Origin of the sequence: Comamonas testosteroni TK102 (assembly GCF_000739375.1) — a bacterium.
Lineage (GTDB): Bacteria > Pseudomonadota > Gammaproteobacteria > Burkholderiales > Burkholderiaceae_C > Comamonas > Comamonas brasiliensis.
The window spans coordinates 2,028,144-2,045,426 of sequence record NZ_CP006704.1 but is presented as its reverse complement, the minus strand read 5'-3'; the positions used below and the strand labels follow the sequence as shown (position 1 = coordinate 2,045,426).

Here is a 17,283-nt window from a genome sequence, read left to right as displayed (position 1 = left end):
CGTCAGATTCTGTGCATCTGCGTCATCCAAACCCTCGAAACGTAACACCTCGTTAAAGATCAACTTCACAATCCCGAGGTTTTCAACATAACCATCTAACCTCGGATTGTTGCTGTGTCTTACTGGTCGCCTGCAGGCCCCTCCGGGGAAAGAATTCTCGTCATCGACGACAACGTGGCTGAACTCAAGATCCTGCTGGAATTGCTCAAAAGCAATGGCTATCGTCTTTCCGTCGCCATGGACGGCATGCAAGGCTATCGCCGCGCCACCACTCAGCAATTTGAATTAATCCTTCTGGACGTAAACATGGGCGATGTCGATGGATTTACCGCCTGCAGGCTACTGAAGGCTGACCCTTCCACGGCAGACATCCCTGTGATTTTTGTGACTTCTTGCGCTTCACCCCAGGAGCGTCTCAAGGGATTGCAGCTGGGCGCCGTGGACTACATCCAAAAGCCGTTCGACATCAATGAGGTTCTTGCGCGTGTGGAAATCCATCTGGCTTTGACGCAACGCCAAGGAAAACCAGACCAAGATGCATGCACTTCACCAGAACCTCCAGCGCAGGATTCTGAGCCAGCAAGACTATCGAGCACACTGAGCGCTGTTCACAATCTGACCTTGCTGCGGGCTGCGCAGCAGTTGGTCCTTTCCGACTTGTCCAAGGTTCCGCCCCTGCCTGAATTGGCAACCCAACTAGGCACCAATGAAAAGCGCTTGACAAGGGTCTTTCAGACTCACACGGGCAACACGGTTTACAAATTCATTCGCGAGGCTCGCCTTCACGAGGCCAAACGCATGCTTGCCAGCTCCGCCATGCATATAGAAGAAGTGGCCGCAGCCATAGGATTCTCCAGCGCAGCGAATTTCTCCTCCGCTTTTCATGCCTACTTTGGCTGCACCCCATCCGCTTTTCGGCGCTCCTGCCTGGGTCAGAAGCCATGAGGCGATGCGTATCTGGCTGCATCCATCTGCTGTGCAGCATGCTGCTGTGCTGGGCGATTGATGCGAAGGCGATTGAAGTGTCCTCCCCGCCAAGCATTCAGATCAGCGATGTGATTCTCGGCCTCAAGGTCCTGGATAACACGGTTGAAGTCTGGGAACGAGGTTCACCAAACGAAGCGCCGCTGAACGTGGCAGCCCTTCCTAATGGTGAGATTGATGGATTTCGCACTGTCACAGCCAAGACGCTTGATGGGCGATTCGATATGCGTCATCTGTGGCTCAGGATGACACTGCACAACGATCTAGAAAGCCCTCAAGCAGTGCAACTGGCTTTGGGGGCATGTTGGCTGCAACATGTGAATTTTTATGTCCTGCGCATGCGGGAGGGCCAGGTTCGCGCAAGTCGAATGCTGGCTGGAATCAGCGACCCCAACCAATCGCTGACCCGAGTACCTCAGATTGCCATCAATCTCGCTCCAGGAGAGAGCGTACGCGTACTGGTTCACGTCAATAGTTACGCATCCAGCAAGCTGGACGTCGCACTGCATACCGTGGATCAATGGCACATGATGGAGCGGGACTATGCGCTATTCAGTGGACTGCTGATCGGGAGCATCCTTGTTTTCGTAGTGTATTCCGCAGCACTGTGGAGAATTCTGCGCACCCCCATGATGGAATGGCAAACATTGGGGCTGCTGCTGGCTGCACTCTACGAAGCGACCTATCGCGGCTATGCACAAATCATACTTTGGCCCAGCAGCACAGAGTGGGGTTACCGCTCCCATCATGTTCTGGTGGCTGGCATCGTACTGAGCCTATTGCTGTATCTGCGGGCGCGCCTGGAAAAAGCGCAAAACTATCTGCCCTCATCCGGAATACTCCTGCTCAAGCTCATCGCTGTCCTGGAAAGCGTTGTTCTGATCGGTGCACTATTTGGACCTTATGAGTGGTTCGCACTTACCGGCATCATCGTCGCACTGTTTAGTCTGCTCACGATTCTGGCTTGCACATATATCTACTATCGCAATGGGGGGCCAGGGGGCATGACTGCCTTGCTGCTGGTCTCTGTCCTGGCATTCGGTGCATTGCTACGCGCCGCCGCACTGCTTGTGCCCAATATCTCAGTGGTTCAGCTTCTCGAGCAATATGTGCTTGTGCTGCCCGCCCTGACGATCGGCCTTTTCATTATCACCAGCTCGGCCTATCAATATTCCCATCAAAGGCATCAGGCGCAGCTCACATTGCTGCAATGGCAAAGCCAGCAGCAAGAGCGCCTGGAACAAGAGGTCGAGCACAAAACCAGCGCGCTCAAAGAGGCTCTAGAACAAGCAGAGCAACGTTCGCTGGAACAAAAAGAACTGCTCGCCTATGTCAGTCATGATTTGCGAGCACCTGTCTCTGCGATCATTGCCTATCTGCAGCTGATGCACCAGTCCCCGAACAAGGTTGACACGGACAAACTGGCAGCCATTGAAAGAAGTGCAGCCTACCAATTGGCATTGATAGACGAGCTGGTGGACTATGCCAAAGATGAGCTGCAGCCTCCATTGGCATTGAATGAGCAATCAGTGGATCTGAGTTCTTTGCTGAGCGATCTGACCAAGTACGCCCAGGCCCTGGCCCATCGCCAGCGCAATACCTTTTCACTGCAAATCCAGAGCCTGCTGCCCACACATATCTATCTGGACGGAAAGCGCCTGCAGCAGGCGGTGCTCAATCTCCTGTCCAACGCTGCGAAATTCACATTCGACGGAAACATTGACCTCAAGCTGCACGCCCAATACCGTGGCAGAGAACAATGGCATCTACGCTTTGAGGTTAGCGATAGCGGTTCCGGCATAGATGCAAAAGTCCTTGCCGGAATTCAGAAATCGCTGGCAGCGAATCGCACCCACAGCAAGCGAGGACTGGGGCTTCTGATAGCGCAGCGCATCATTGAGAAAATGAACGGCCATCTATCGATAGACAGCCAACCAGGGCGCGGCACCAATGCGGTTTTCTTTCTCATGGTGAAGCAGGTATCGGATAGCCCTCTCTTCCAGGCTTTGTTAACTCAAACCACATCGGAAAAATACAATCAGCTGAAGACCATGCATAAACTCGAAGCTCTTCCAAGAGAGCACAAGAGCGAATTGGCTCGGCTTGCAGACCAAGGAAACTGGAGCGATCTGCACTGCTGGATTGATGCCATGGATAACGGCACGGACTATCAGGTTTTGATCAAGGCGGTCAGACAATCCCTGGATGATTTGGATTTTGAGCAGATCAGCAATATCGCACGCGATGCACCACTGCGATGATTATCAGCACACGCAGTGAATTGGGGCCATCCTTAGAGCGGCTAACACCACCGATCCACGAAGCGTGCACAGATGATCGCAGCGGCCAGTTTCAGCAACGCTTCGTGGATATCCAGCCGCCTTTCAAAGCGGATGCGCAGCTTGCCAAAACCTGCAAACCAGCCATGTGTGCGCTCTACAACCCAGCGATGCTTGCCTAGCTTTTCGCTGCTCTCGACACCTCTCCTGGCAATCCGGCTGGCAATGCCTCGTCGCCTGAGATAGGCGCGGCAGCGCTTGTAATCGTAGCCTTTGTCCGCATGCAGCTTCGCCGGCCGCTTGCGTGCCCGCCCCTGCAAGCCCGCAATGGCTGCAATCGCATCCATGCACTTCTCGAACATCATGGAATCATGCCTGTTGGCACCACTGACGAGGATCAACAGTGGGATGCCTCTGGCATCTACGACGATATGTCGTTTGGAGCCGAGCTTGCCTCTGTCGGTGGGGTTGGGGCCCGTTTCCTGGCCCCCCGGGGGCTTGGCACCGAGGAGCCATCTATGCTGGCTCGGCTCCAATCAATCTGGTCATGCTCGCGCAGACGTACCTGCATGGCTTGGTGCAAACGCTACCAAACGCGGCCAAACGCCATTGGCATTCCAGTCACGCAAGCGCCGCCAGCAGGTCATACCACTGCCGTAACCCAAGGACTGAGGCAAGTCTTCCATGGGATGCCTGTTTGCTGCACGAACAGAATGCCATTGAGTGCTGCTTCATCGCTCACGGTGAGCTTGCGTGCGCCACCTTCGACGGAAGGCGTGAAGGCGGGGATCAGGGGCTGCAGCTGTCGCCACAGTTCTTTGCTAACGGGTTGTCTTGCCATGAGGGCCAAAAGCATAAATGCTTCTGGCTGATCTCAAAGGAAAGTGGCGTTAGCGGCTCTTAACGAGCTGCATATCCGGGCGGCCATATTGAATCGATCTACAGAACTGGGCCGTCCTCAGACGGCAGCCGTGGTATAGCCACCGCTAGGGTTTGGGGTAGCTCGCTTCAAACTTGATTTGTGCAGCAGCGCCCCAATTCACCTGACCTCAGGGTCATCCAAAGCCGGTCTCATCTTCAACCGATTGAGGTGATTTGTCATTCGTTACCCAAAGCGGAGTGCCTGTCAGAGGCTGCCTGCAGTCGCTCAACTCACGGATACCGGTGAGTGCCAGTGCCCAAAGCAGTCATTGGAGCGCGACTTCACGGAAGTCCGCTCCAAACCTCAAGGCAGTCGCTGGACTGCCATGCATTTCGTGGTGACCGCTTTTACCTGGGTCGAATTGGTGCTAGCGACCCATTGCTGCCCGTCGCGATTCGGCAGGCGCCGACCGCTATGCAAGGTTCACCGTTCGTCGTTTTGGATGCCAAAACGTCAGCTTTACTCAAGATGGCTTCGCGCCAATGGGCTGATCGAAGATCAAGCAGGTTGTGGTTGCATGGGCATACAGCTTCCCATCGGGACCAACGATACGCCCCTCCGCTGTAGCTACCTGTCGGCCGGCGTGGATCACCCTTCCCTCTGCACGCACCAACGGCACCCCTTCGGTCAACGCACGCACCATGTTCACTTTCAGCTCCAGGGTGGTGTAGGCTTTGCCCGCCGGCAAGGTCGTGTGAATGGCGCAACCCACTGCAGAGTCGAGCAAGGTCGCAAACCAGCCTCCATGCACCGTGCCCAGCGGGTTGTAGTGACGACGCTTTGGGCTGCCCTGAAACACCGCCTCCCCTGGTTCCATGCGAATGGGAACAAAGTCGAGCGTTTCGCCAATTGGAGCCGGGGACAGCTCCCCCGCGAAGATGGCCTCGAACATTTCCATGCCAGAACGAGCAGCGACACTGCCGTGCGGCCCAGTATCCACAGCTCTTAGACGAGCACGCACTGCAACTTCATCCGCCCGCCATCTCTCAATAACCTGATCCACAGTCATTTCAGCCTCCTTCATTTTTTAAAACTTGTAATTGCAATAGTTGTAATTACAATATATCAAATGAAGAACAGCATCAAGCCCCAGGGTTGCACCAACCTGAAGTTGCGCCAGCTCAGTCGTATCGTGACGCGGCACTACGACCACTTTTTTGCGGAGGTGGGCTTGAAGATCACGCAATACTCCCTGCTCTCCCACGTCGTCAAACTGGGGCCGATACGGCCGGTGGATCTGGCAAAGCGCATGCAGATGGACGCCTCGACATTGACGCGCAATCTTCAGCCGCTGGCAGCAATGGGCTTGCTGACGATTGGCGCTGGAGCCGACGCACGCAGCCGTTTGGTCACCGCAACAGAAACCGGCGTGTCTAAACAGACACAAGCACAACAGGCTTGGAAGGCTGCACAGCTTGCTTTGAACGCGCAGCTGGGGACGGAACGTGTGGCGGCGCTGCATGACCTGATCGACTCCTGCATTGAATGCCTTGACGGCGATGAAGGGAGCGACGATGCACAAGCCGATTGAGTCCACGAAATCCCTGTCCGGCGAGTTGCTGCTGATGCTCGCGGGCCTGGCAGCGCTGGGATCGTTGGCCACCAACATCATCCTGCCAGCCTTCCCTTCCATGGGGGCCGAGCTTGGGACATCTGTCAAAGACCTTAGCGCCACTCTGAGCACCTTCTTTGTGGCTTTCGCGTTGGGTCAGCTTTTCGTGGGGCCGTTGTCGGATCGCTTTGGACGCACACCCCTGGTGGTATGCGGTTTGTGCGTGTTTGTGGTCGGTAGCGCGGTATGTGCCTTTGCTACAAGCCTTCCTCAGCTCATCGTCGGCCGAGTGATTCAAGCCCTTGGCGTTTGTGCTACGTCCGTCCTATCGCGTGCGATTGCCCGAGACCTGTTTGAAGGCGATGCCCTCGCTCGTGCGCTGTCGCTGGTCATGGTCGCCATGGCAGCTGCACCCGGTTTTTCTCCGCTACTTGGCGGTGTCTTCAATAGCGTTTTGGGCTGGCGCGCAACCTTTGGCGTTATCGGGGTGCTTGCCATCCTGCTAGGTATCCACTATGTGTCGCGGCTTGGCGAGACGCATAGTTCCGACTTACGCCGCCCGTTGGCACTCAGTGCTGTAACTGCGACCTACAAAGCACTCTTGACTGACCACCGTTTCATTGCACCAGCAATGTCTGTCAGCTTGGTCTTGGGCTCGCTGTATCTGTTTTTTGCAATGGCACCGGCCATCTTGATGGAAGGGTTCGGTTTTTCACCCTTGCAACTCGCTCTTTTTTTCGCGTCTACCGTCTTTGTTGTCTTTGGCGCTGGTCTGCTCGCCCCTCGACTTGCGCATCGCTTTGGCGCAATGCGCGCTGCCCGTGCAGGCATCGCCGTCGCCTTTGCCGGTGGTGCGACCCTGCTGGCAGCCCCGGAGCAGGTGTACTACTTCTCGGCGGCGTTGACAGTGTTTCTGATTGGAATGGGCCTGATCAATCCCTTGGGAACTGCCGTGACCCTGCAGCCGTTTGGCCAAAATGCTGGGGCAGCCTCTGCTTTGCTGGGCTTCCTCCAAATGGGCTGTGCGGCGATCTCCATCGCGATCACCTCCGCACTGCCGCTTTCACCCTACCTGGCATTCAGCGCTGTCATCGCCACCAGCTTGCTGATGGCGATGGTGACGTTTGGGGTTGCGGTAAAGCGCTGAACGTTAAAGCTCAGGCCACATCAGATTGAGTAGCGTGAGCCGCTGCGTGAGGCGGTACGCCTTCTTGCTCCGCCAACGCGCCAAGGATCTTCTCCCGACACACAGCCAAGATTTCGTCGGCAAGTGGCGAATCATCGGGACAGGCCTGTGACATGACCAGGGCCTCGACGATGTGCGCAAAGGTGTCGATGGACTTGGCCCGTGCCCCATCATTTTCTGCTCGCTCCGAGGTCGGACATTCCTTCTCAAGGGCGTGCAGCAAGCTTTCGATGCCTGCAGCAAATGTCGTCTTGACCTCTTGCGTCTGACGCGCTGCATCGGAGCCCAGATGCGGCCATGTTGCAGCCTGCCGCCCGATCGTCACGATGCTCGGTCGGCACATTCGTCCATCGCGGGCTTAGATGAGACGGCCAACGCGAAAAGCAAGTTCACGCATCCACTGAAGCGCGGGGTCGGCATCGCGGTGTCGATGCCATTGCAATGTCTGTACCAGCATGGGTACCTCGAGAGGCGGTGGCCAGAGCTTGATTGGCAGTACTTTTTCCGCCTGCAGTGCCAGCCGCCTATGCACCGTGGCGATGCGATCGGTTCCGACGACCATCTGAGGCAGGGCCGCCATGCTGGGCGCGGACACCTCGACCTTGCGATTGATGCCGAAGCGGTCGAGAAACCAGCCATCGAACGCAGCGCGCTGTTGGCCCGTCGCGTAGTTCGCGACGACGTGTCCGCATTCGAGGTAGTCATTGAACGTGAGTTCCTCTCTGATGCGGCTGTGGTTCGCCCAGGTCACGCACAAGTACTGTTCCTCGAACAGTGGTGCGCGAGGATGGTCCACGGCCGCGAACTGCTCAGGAATGATCAGCAGATCGGCGTCCCCTTGCTCGAGTTGCTCGGCAGGCTTGTCATTGAGCGAGCGCAGCTCCAGACCGATTCCACGTACCTGTTGGTAGAGCGCCTCAAGCAGGGGAGGAATGAATACCGCAGTCGTGAAGTCAGAGAGCAGCAGCACAAAGGTGCGCGTGGACTCCGTGGGATCAAACAGCGGTGGTGTGGTGATCGTGCTGTCTATGCGCATCAGAACCTCTCGCACCGGCTCTATGAGCCCCAACGCGCGCGGTGTGAGCACCATCTGTCGACCTTGCGAGGCAAGCAATTCATCACCAAAGAAATTTCGCAGCCTAGCCAGCGCATTGCTCATCGCGGGCTGGCTCAGATGTAGGCGTTCTCCCGCACGGCTGATGTTGCGTTCAGCAAGCAGCGCATCCAGGGCAACGAGCAGATTCAGATCGAGTTTGTTGAAACGCATGTCTTGAAGTTTGGGCACAAGCGCAAGGCTGCGGTTCCAGCAGCTCGCCACCCCGGGTTTGCATTGATATTCACCAAATGGATTCCTGGAATCTAAAGAATCCATTTCAGGAATACAAGCTAAATATCCAGAATCCGCTCCGTCGCGCCTGTTCCGAACCGGGCGACATACAAAAACATCAACGGAGACAAACATGCAAAACAGTGCTGAGTTGCACGACTTGACAGCGCCCATGCGCAACCATGCCCCCGCAACCATGCTGACACTGGTCGCCACGCTTGCAGCGGCGGCCCTTTCCAATGTGTATGCGCAAGGTGTACCAGGACCCAGTCTGCAGTTTTATGGCTTGATAGATGCAGCAGTTGGACGCTTCGAAGGTGCAGCAGCTGGAGTCAATGCACGCGATCGCGGTACTGCGAAAGTGGACGGCGGCGTCATGTCGACAAGCCACTGGGGTATCCGCGGCACCGAGGATTTGGGAAGCGGGCTTACTGCATCATTCGATCTGTCTGCCTTCGTACGCAACGATACGGGAGCTTTCGGGCGCAACGACGCGATTCCAGCGCCGGTCAATGTTGCTGCCGATCCGATGTTCTCCCGTGCCGCATGGATCGGTCTCGCGCATGCCACGTGGGGGCGCGTTCGCCTCGGTAACGTGACTTCGCTGATGTTCATCAACAGCGTGTCCTCCAACGCCTTTGGCGACTCCACCGTGATTAGCCCACTCAACCTCACCACCATGATCGGCAGCCCGATGACCGGCGGCACAGGCTGGGCGAATTCACTGGTCTATGACAGCCCGGTCTGGAGAGGCGTCAGCGCTTCTCTGGCCCACGGCTTCTCGGAGGGACAAGGCGGTAGCAACAATGCGCTCCGTGTGGCCTATGCACAGGGCCCTGCAGCGGTTTCTCTTGCAATGCAAAGCGTCAAACGCGACCCGCTCACGTTTGCCGATGGAACATCACCCAACAACACACGGACCTGGCAACTCGCCGCCTCCTACAACTTCAACGCCGTCAAATTCTTTGCCCATCTTGGCGGCATACGCAATCGTGGCACGGCTATGCAACCACTGGATATCTCCTATCGGCTCTGGGAGCTGAGCGCTGCCGTTCCCGTGGGTTCAGGCCAGTTGCTGGCCGGATGGGCTTCGCGCCGAACCGGTGACGCCGTGGTGCCAGTGCCCGCTACTGCCGCTGGTGGAAATCTCGTGCGCAAAGTACTGACCGTGGGCTATGACCATCAGTTGTCCAAGCGCACCGACGCCTATCTGGTGCTGATGCGTGATCAGACACGCACCCAAACGACAGGGGCTCCATCTCAGGTACTCGAAGCACGGGGAACGAGCGTCGCTTTGGGCGTGCGCCATCGGTTCTGACACGGCCACAGGAATACAAGGAGAAATGCAATGAACGAAAAATATCAACAAGCCGCACCGTTGGGAATGAATCGGAGATCCCTGCTGGTGATATTGGCCGCGGCCACCGCCGGGCCTATGGCACTGGCACAGTCAGGGCGACATGTATCCATAATCGTTCCCCAGCCAGCTGGAAATCCCAGCGACGTTTTCGCACGCAAGCTTCAGGGTTCGATGCAACGCGCATTGGGTCAGACCGTCATTGTCGAGAACCTTCCTGGTGCTGGCGGTGCGATTGGCGTACAGCGCATGCTTAATTTGCCTGCCGATGCAATGACCGCAGTCATGGTCTCGCAGACCGAGCCCATTCTCACGCCAGCGACGCTGGCCAGCGTGCGTTACAAGCCAGAACAGATGCGGCCAGTGGGTCTGCTGGGCCGCACAAGCTATGTGCTGGCCGGTAGACCTGATCTGCCGGCAAAAAGTCTTGCTGAGCTGCTGTCTTTGGCACGCCAAGCGGATAAAGCGGGCAACCCGCTGAGATTCGGCCATATCGGCCAGGGGTCGATGATTCACCTGATGGGCGCACAATGGGCGCGCCTGTGCGGCGTTCAGCTGTCCCATATTCCCTACCGCGGTGTCCCGCCTGCAGTGCAGGACCTCGCAGGCTCTCAGATCGATCTGTCGTTCGTGCCGCTGGGGGGCTTGGCGTTCGATCTGATAAAGACAGGCAAGTTGCGCGCGTTCGGCAGCACGGCAGACCAGTCTCCCGCACTGCTGCCAAAGGTAGAGCCGCTCAAGAATCAAGCCCCTGAACTACGCACATTTGTGCATACCGCGTGGGGTGCACTGCTGGTGCCGCGCGGGGTTCCCGACGCCGCGATCAAGCGCCTGCATGCAGCCTTCGACGCTGCGATGGGCGACGCTGACGTCCAGGATTTCTTGCGCAGCCAAGGTACTGACCCACAAGCACCTATGAGCTTGGAAGCGCTCGACAAGTTCTATCAATCCGAGATCCAGATCCATCAGGCGCTGTCGCGCGCCGTGGGCGTGGTGCCCGAATAAAGGTGTTTATATGAAAAAGCCACGCCGCCGATTTGTCGATCTCTCTATCTACTTGGAAAACGACGTTCTCTCTGACCCGCCACCGCTAGCACCCAAGATCACCTACCAGAAGCATCAAGATACGCTGCCAGAGTTCATGGCGATGATTCCGGGCACGACGCCTGAGGACTACCCCGATGGCGAAGCAGCTGCTGCCGAGTGGGTCACGTTGACCACGCACAGCGGCACACACCTGGATGCCCCCTGGCACTTCCATTCAACCCAGGACGCCAAGCTGGGCGGTTCTCGGCCATCGATCACGATCGACGAAGTGCCGCTTGAGTGGTGTTTTCAGCCAGGCGTGAAGCTTGACTTTCGCTACTTTCCCGATGGCTATGTCGCTACTGCGGCGGACGTGGAAGCCGAACTCAAGCGCATTGGCCATGAGATACAGCCACTGGATATCGTAGTCGTCAACACGCGTGCCGGTAGCCGCTACGGCAATGCCGACTACCTGGGCGCTGGTTGCGGCATGGGCTATGAAGCGACGATGTACCTGCTCGAGCGTGGCGTGCGCCTTACGGGTACGGACGCCTGGAGCTGGGATGCGCCTTTTTCATACACCGCTGCCAAGGTTGCGGAGACTGGCAACAAGGCCCTGATCTGGGAAGGTCACAAGGCCGGCCGCGACATCGGCTACTGCCATCTCGAGAAGCTGCACAACCTCGAAGCCTTACCACCCACGGGCTTCCTCATCAGCTGCTTTCCGCACAAGATCCGTGGCGCATCTGCAGGCTGGACACGCGCAGTCGCCATTTTTGAAGATGAAAACATCGCACCATGAGCTTGCCGCCCATTGAACGCATTGTCACTGGCCACGACGACCAAGGTCGTGCCATCATCACATCGCACGGCCCACTTCCCACAGCAGTCGAGATAGCGGCCATTCCTGGCACGTTATTCCACGAAGTTTGGGCCACCCATGCCACGCCAGCGCCGGTGGATAACGGCACCGACCCAACACTTGCCGAGCTGATGCTGCCGCCACCTCAGAACGGCACACGCATCCGATTCGTCGACATCCCGCCCGATACCGCAGAGCTCCTCGCGCAAGACAGAAGCGAGATGCTGAACGCCTTTACACAGATCGGCGATGCAGCCGCATCGACCGTGCAGGCGGATTCGCCGCACCCGTTGATGCATCGCACTCAGTCGGTTGACTATGGCGTCGTCATCGAAGGCGAACTGACCCTGGTACTCGACAGCGGCGCAGAGGTGCTGCTACGCCCGGGCAATGTTGTTGTGCAGCGCGGCACCAACCACGCCTGGGCCAACCGTTCGAGCCGGCCCTGCCGCATGCTGTTTGTGCTCGTCGACGGTGCCTATCACCCTGCGATTGCCTCATTGCTCGAGTGATGCAGCCTCTCGGCCTGGAAAACGAAGAGGCAGTGCCACTCTATCTGCCTGAGTCCTTCTGGGACTGCGGCGATTCAATCAGGACTTCGGTACGACTCCACCAGCACGCTGCTTCTGCGTTGAGCCAGAAGCAGCGGATATTCAAATCTGCGCAGGTCATACCCATATACATCCCTGCGTTACACGCACGGCCTGAGCTGACCGGTTGGTTACGTGGTCGAGAACAGGCTTGGGATCGAGCGTGTTGTCACGGGTGGTCGAATACATTTCGCACAAGCTCATCGGCGCTGCCATCATTGCGTAGACCGATCGCTATTGCACGAGGTGTCGACAACTGCGGATAGCGTGCGAAATTTTTGTCGGTGAAAGGGTGCGGCTCGTAACGAACAAGCGCCGCCGCGTCTACACCCAGGCACCTTGCCAATGCTTGGACGACCTCATCGATACCCAGGTGCAAGACCGGCATTTGGTAGCTGCGCCGAGCAGACCAAGGTCCCGAGTCCATGGCGGCCATATGGACCAGATTCTTCACACATGTCTTCACTGACATCCACCAGCATCTTCCCTCGGGAGAGATGGGCAATGTAATAGCTTTCCGCTCTGCAATCTTCCAAAAGAGCTGGCTCATGAAGGCGGATGCCAAGCCAGGGTTCTCGTCGCGCCGAGCCACAATTCCCGGCAGCCGCAGGGAGCAACCGTCCACCCAGCCTCGACGGCTGGCATCGGCCAACAGGGTCTCGCAGGCCAGCTTGTGAGCGCCGTAGGTGATAGCGGGCGAAGGCGTCATATCCTCGCTCACGCTCGATGTACCAGTATCCCCGTAAACAGCGATGGAACTCGCATAGATAAAGCGTGGTGCCTGCTCAAGCTCCTGGCAAGTCTCCAGCAGATTCAGCGTTGCCTCGAGGTTCACACCGCGGCCCAGCACAGGATCGCGTTCAGCTGCGCCACCAGGCACGCTGGCCAGATGAAAGATTGCCTCGGGTTGATGCCGCAGAAGTCGCTGCCGGACTGCTCTGTCAGCCACACTGCCCTCCTCCAGCACCAGTCGTGGATCCCTGCGGACTCCAGCCAAGGACAAGTCCGATAGAACCAGTTGGTGCACAGGACGGCCCTGGATGCCATCGTCCAGCAGGCGCCCGACCAGAGCTTGCCCAACAAATCCGGCGGCACCGGTGACAAGCACACGGCTCATACCTGCGGCCTCACAACGCATTGCTCTATGGTGCCGAAAGGCGCATCGCTTCCATCCTCCAGCCGTGCCTGCATCCGGACTCGGTCTCCAAAGCGCATGAACGAGGTAGTCGGCTTGCCTTGATCCAGGATCTCCAGGACACGCTTTTCTGCGATGCATGCCGAGCCTGCCGCCCGGTTAACGTTGGAAACCGTGCCCGAACCAATAACCGTACCTGCCGAAAGACGGCGTGTGCGCGCGGCGTGGGCAATCAAGTCGCCAAAGCTGAAGCTCATTTCCTGGCCATGCGGCTCTCCAAAACGCTCGTCATTCCACTCCACATGCAGCCGCAGATACACCCGACCGTCACTCCAGTGAGGTCCCAGCTCATCCGGCGTGAGCGCGATGGGTGCGAAGCTCGTGGACGGCTTGGCTTGCAGAAAGCCGAAGCCCGTGCGCATCTCGCGCGGGCCCAGCGCACGAAGGCTCCAATCGTTGATCTGAACCAGCAAGCGCACGGCTGACAAACCTTGATCCGGTGTCGCACCCATGGGCACTGCCCCCCAGGATCACGCCGAACTCGCCCTCGAAGTCAATCCCGTCGTCCTCACTGGGCAGGGGCACATCTGCATAGGGCCCGAGGAAATCGTCGCTAGCTCCCTGGTACATCAGGGGGACTGTCTGCGCATCAGGTTGTGGCGGGGTATTGAATGCCTTTTCCATCAACTGGCCATGGTTGAGAAAGGCTGACCCATCGCACCACTGGGGCGCGCGCGGTAACGGCGCATTGCACTGCTTGGGCTCGAAAGGCAGGGCCTTCTTGCAGCGACCTTCATTGAGTTCGACATATAGAGCCTGCAGAGCAGATTCGGTCCGCTCCCACTCCTCAACAGCTGTCCTGAGATTTGGTGCGATGCCCGAGGCGTCCGCCATGAGCGACAGGTCGCGCGAGACGACAACGAGACGCCCGTCTGGATGTTCGGTGTAAAGCGTGGCAAGTTTCATATGCTGCTTTTGCAAAATTTCAGTTGCCGTCACTGATGGTGGTTCCACCATCGACGACGAGATTGTGTCCAGTGATGAAGGCGCCAGCCGCGCTGGCCAGCATGGCAACCGCCCCTGCAATTTCCTGCGGTTCTCCAACCCTGCGAAGCGGCGTGAGCGACAGGCGCCGCTGCATAAATTCAGCGTGGTTCAGCAGTGGTTGCGCCAAGGGTGTGCGTATCAGACCAGGCGATACAGCATTCACCCGTATAGCCTGAGGACCCCACTCCACCGCAAGATTGCGGGCAAGTTGAGCCAGGGCAGCTTTGGACAAGCCATAAAGACCAATGGCTTTGTTACCGCGGATCCCGGCAATGCTGGACATCAGGATCACACTTCCGCCGCCAGCAAGAGCCATGGCCGGCAACAAATGCCGCGATAGCTCCACAGACGCCCGGAGGTTGATATCCATGACTTGCTGCCAATCGATATCTCCGATATCGGACAAAGAGCCGGCTGGCCCTTGGATTCCGGCGTTGCACACGAGGATGTCTACTTGCCCTTTCCAGGCCAGAGCCTTCTGAACCAGCGTGGTAATGCCGGGGATGTCCGCTAAATCAGCGGGTAGCGCAAGCGCTTGCCCCTGTCCATTGCGGAGCTCCTCGGCCATACGCTGGCATGCATCGCTGTCGCGGTCGCAAGCCAGTATCGAAGCGCCTTGTGCTGCGAGAACTCGGCATATCGCGGCACCAAGTCCACCGGTAGCTCCGGTGACCAATGCCACTTTGCCGTGCAGGTCGAACAACTCTGAAGGCATTCTTACTCCAGGACCACACCGGCACTACGAATGACCGAACCCCATCGCTTGGTCTCGGATTCAATAAAGCGAGCGAAATCCTGCGGTGTCTGAGGCGCCGGGGTGACGCCCAGATCACCAAACCGGCGGCGGATCTCCTCTGACTCCACCGCCTGAACCACCGCGGAGCGGAGTTGCGCAGCGATGTCTGGCGGAGTTCCAGCCTTGACCACCACACCAGTCCAACCTGGAGCGTTCAGGTTTGGATAGCCCAGCTCGGAAAGAGTTGGAACTTGAGGAAGGCGTTCGAGACGTTTTTCCGCCCCCACGACAGCCAAGGCGCGCAGCTTCCCCTCTTGAACATACGGCAGACTGTTGGCCGCCACATCCAGCATCACCTCGATGTGAGCGCCCATCAGATCTTGCACGGCAGGGGCGGCCCCCTTGTAGGCCACATGCTGAAGGCTGGCTCTGGTCTCGCGCTTGAGCATCTCCATCCAGATATGCGGCTGGCTGCCTATGCCATAAGAGCCGTAGGTAATGGCGCGATCGTCCTTCCTGCTCTTCGCGTCCTTGATCAAATCGTCCACGGACTTGTACGGGCTACCGGGAGGCACGACCAAGAGCAAGCTGGAGGTAAGCAGACGAGTAATCGGTGTGAAGTCCTTGAGCGTGTTGTAGTTGAGCTTCGGATACAGCGCTGCATTCATGGCAAACGGGCCGATATCGCCGTACAGCAGGGTATGACCATCCGCGGGCTGCTGCTTGACATGGGCTGCCGCAATTTGTCCCCCGGCTCCTGGCTTGTTCTCCACCACCACCGGCTGCTTGAGCGTAGACGCCATGTGCTGGGCCAGTACACGCGATACCGCATCGCCGAAGCCGCCAGCAGGATAGGGAACCACCCAGAGGACGGGACGACGCGGGAAGGTCGTTGGTTGCGCGAATGCAAAAGGTGCAGCTGCCACCAGCGGCAGCGATGTGCCAGCCAAAACCAGGGAACGCCTTGAAATCATGATGTCTCCATATCGTTGAACCGGCCTAAGTCCGAAGAGGAAAGGCCGTTGTCATTGAGTATGGAGAGCGCGCTGCCCCCGAATGTCGATTTCTTGCGCAAATCGTCGATGGATTGCGCAAGCCCCGGCCGTCATTGACGCAGGTAAGCACCAGCGTTCGGATGCCGCTCAGTGCTGTTGTCTAAATTTCGAGGGCGTGGTGCCCCAGTATTTGCTGAACGCCTGAGAAAAATGGGAGGCGGTGCCGAAACCGACCCGCAGCGCAATGTCTGCGATGGAATCACTGGACTCCAGCATGAGCTTGCGTGCCCGCTTCATACGCTGCTGCAGCACGAACTGATGGGGCGTCAGACCGCATGTGGCTTTGAAGCTGCGGGCAAAGTGATAGGAGCTCAACTGCACCTCGGCCGCTAGAACAGCTATGGGTAGAGGCTGCTCCATGTTTTCGATCACCAGTGCCTGCACGCGCTTCAATTGCTTGGCCGACAAAAGTGCTGTGCTGGATGGACCGCTGAGGGGAGCCCGATAGTGTTCAAGCAGATGAATCGCCACACTCATGGCGATTCCATCCGCGAAGGCAGGATTGAGCGCAGAGTTGTCGCCCAAGGCTTGCAGCAGTACCTGCACCAACTGAACCAGCACCGGGTCATGTCGTCCAAAGCTGCTGCGCAGGGCAACGGCAGAGCAGTCCTGGCCACTAACCGTCTGAAGCCATTGGGGCGAGAGGTCCAGATGCAGGTTGTCTCTCGGCAACTCTGTACGCCAGAAGCTGGGCGTATGTGCCGGCAGAAGCAAAGCCTCGCCGGTTTTCCACCGGCTGCTGTGCATTTCGCCGCCATGCTTTTGAATCAGGCCCGTGGTTGGCCCTCGACGCACGATAACGCAATGCTTACCCGCTGGCGGGATATAAAGATCCTCTGCATTGGCGAGCTGATGCCAGACCGAGATGCCATGCCAGGGTAAGCCTAGGCTGGAGCATTGAACTTGCTCGGGAGGCACCGCTTCAAGCGGTTCGTCTTGAAACGCTCGTTCAGCGCTACGCCAGCGACGGGAATCAAGTTGTGTCGTATCGGGAACCGCCATGAGGGATTCACTCAAACAGTCATGAGAGAGGTCGATCTTAGCGCGAGCATGAGTTTGAGGTCATTGCACTAGACACCGCTTTAAAGGATCAGCTAGACCAGCGCCGCCATAGTGCGAGTCAATTTGAATGTGGCTAATGAAATCCAGATCGAGGCGACCCATGATGCGATAGATCCAACCGCATGAGCTCGGGTAGCTCCTGGGCATTTCATGGCGACTGAGC

14 protein-coding genes and 3 pseudogenes are annotated in these 17,283 nt (G+C 57.8%); 8 read left to right on the top strand and 9 right to left on the bottom strand.

What is annotated here, in order from left to right:
* Nucleotides 1–114: 114 nt before the first annotated feature.
* The gene (locus O987_RS09325; RefSeq protein ID WP_003056954.1) at nt 115–945 is read left to right on the top strand and encodes a DNA-binding response regulator; all 831 of its coding nucleotides are present in this window, start codon (nt 115–117) and stop codon (nt 943–945) included.
* Between the two features lie 38 nt (nt 946–983).
* The gene (locus O987_RS09320) at nt 984–3,245 is read left to right on the top strand and encodes a sensor histidine kinase (protein WP_235214330.1); all 2,262 of its coding nucleotides are present in this window, start codon (nt 984–986) and stop codon (nt 3,243–3,245) included.
* A gap of 41 nt (nt 3,246–3,286) precedes the next feature.
* Here the strand turns inward: O987_RS09320 and O987_RS27920 are convergent.
* Together O987_RS27920 and O987_RS09305 are read right to left on the bottom strand one after the other, a co-directional pair.
* Nucleotides 3,287–4,104: pseudogene (locus tag O987_RS27920) on the bottom strand (IS5 family transposase).
* A 544-nt stretch (nt 4,105–4,648) separates the two neighbouring features.
* Nucleotides 4,649–5,194, bottom strand: coding sequence for a PaaI family thioesterase (locus O987_RS09305; protein WP_003056965.1), 546 nt, complete (start codon nt 5,192–5,194; stop codon nt 4,649–4,651).
* Between the two features lie 60 nt (nt 5,195–5,254).
* Between O987_RS09305 and O987_RS09300 the strand changes: the two genes are divergently transcribed.
* Nucleotides 5,255–5,716: a MarR family winged helix-turn-helix transcriptional regulator gene (locus tag O987_RS09300; RefSeq protein WP_003056969.1), complete on the top strand. Its 462-nt coding sequence runs from the start codon at nt 5,255–5,257 to the stop codon at nt 5,714–5,716.
* Nucleotides 5,700–6,884: a multidrug effflux MFS transporter gene (locus tag O987_RS09295; RefSeq protein WP_043371846.1), complete on the top strand. Its 1,185-nt coding sequence runs from the start codon at nt 5,700–5,702 to the stop codon at nt 6,882–6,884. Before O987_RS09300 ends, O987_RS09295 begins: the two co-directional genes overlap by 17 nt.
* 10 nt (nt 6,885–6,894) lie before the next feature.
* Here the strand turns inward: O987_RS09295 and O987_RS09290 are convergent.
* Together O987_RS09290 and O987_RS09285 are read right to left on the bottom strand one after the other, a co-directional pair.
* Nucleotides 6,895–7,255: pseudogene (locus O987_RS09290) on the bottom strand (TetR/AcrR family transcriptional regulator); the annotation flags it as partial.
* A 26-nt stretch (nt 7,256–7,281) separates the two neighbouring features.
* Nucleotides 7,282–8,385, bottom strand: a complete 1,104-nt coding sequence (locus O987_RS09285) for a LysR family transcriptional regulator (RefSeq protein WP_235214328.1) — start codon at nt 8,383–8,385, stop codon at nt 7,282–7,284.
* On the opposite strand from O987_RS09285, the gene O987_RS09280 reads away from it, so the two are divergent.
* Genes O987_RS09280 through O987_RS09265 form a run of 4 tightly spaced genes read left to right on the top strand, consistent with a single transcriptional unit; the run spans nt 8,384 to nt 12,007 of the window.
* Nucleotides 8,384–9,568, top strand: coding sequence for a porin (locus tag O987_RS09280; RefSeq protein ID WP_043371842.1), 1,185 nt, complete (start codon nt 8,384–8,386; stop codon nt 9,566–9,568). The genes O987_RS09285 and O987_RS09280 overlap by 2 nt on opposite strands.
* Before the next feature lie 30 nt (nt 9,569–9,598).
* Nucleotides 9,599–10,612 (top strand): Bug family tripartite tricarboxylate transporter substrate binding protein, encoded by a 1,014-nt coding sequence (locus O987_RS09275; RefSeq protein ID WP_043371839.1) that lies wholly within the window; start codon nt 9,599–9,601, stop codon nt 10,610–10,612.
* Nucleotides 10,613–10,622: 10 nt separating this feature from the next.
* Complete coding sequence (locus O987_RS09270; RefSeq protein ID WP_003056979.1) at nt 10,623–11,435, top strand: cyclase family protein; 813 nt, start codon at nt 10,623–10,625, stop codon at nt 11,433–11,435.
* Nucleotides 11,432–12,007, top strand: a complete 576-nt coding sequence (locus O987_RS09265; RefSeq protein ID WP_043371836.1) for a cupin domain-containing protein — start codon at nt 11,432–11,434, stop codon at nt 12,005–12,007. Before O987_RS09270 ends, O987_RS09265 begins: the two co-directional genes overlap by 4 nt.
* A 247-nt stretch (nt 12,008–12,254) precedes the next feature.
* Here O987_RS09265 and O987_RS09260 read toward each other — a convergent pair whose 3' ends face one another.
* The 5 genes and pseudogenes from O987_RS09260 to O987_RS09240 form a co-directional block, all read right to left on the bottom strand.
* Nucleotides 12,255–13,202: an NAD-dependent epimerase/dehydratase family protein gene (locus O987_RS09260; protein ID WP_043371835.1), complete on the bottom strand. Its 948-nt coding sequence runs from the start codon at nt 13,200–13,202 to the stop codon at nt 12,255–12,257.
* Nucleotides 13,199–14,186: pseudogene (locus O987_RS09255) on the bottom strand (fumarylacetoacetate hydrolase family protein). Before O987_RS09255 ends, O987_RS09260 begins: the two are co-directional and overlap by 4 nt.
* A gap of 19 nt (nt 14,187–14,205) precedes the next feature.
* Nucleotides 14,206–14,982, bottom strand: coding sequence for an SDR family NAD(P)-dependent oxidoreductase (locus O987_RS09250; RefSeq protein WP_003056991.1), 777 nt, complete (start codon nt 14,980–14,982; stop codon nt 14,206–14,208).
* A 2-nt stretch (nt 14,983–14,984) separates the two neighbouring features.
* Nucleotides 14,985–15,977 (bottom strand): Bug family tripartite tricarboxylate transporter substrate binding protein, encoded by a 993-nt coding sequence (locus O987_RS09245; protein WP_003056994.1) that lies wholly within the window; start codon nt 15,975–15,977, stop codon nt 14,985–14,987.
* Nucleotides 15,978–16,145: 168 nt separating this feature from the next.
* The gene (locus O987_RS09240) at nt 16,146–17,060 is read right to left on the bottom strand and encodes a helix-turn-helix domain-containing protein (protein WP_003056997.1); all 915 of its coding nucleotides are present in this window, start codon (nt 17,058–17,060) and stop codon (nt 16,146–16,148) included.
* Nucleotides 17,061–17,283: the final 223 nt, after the last annotated feature.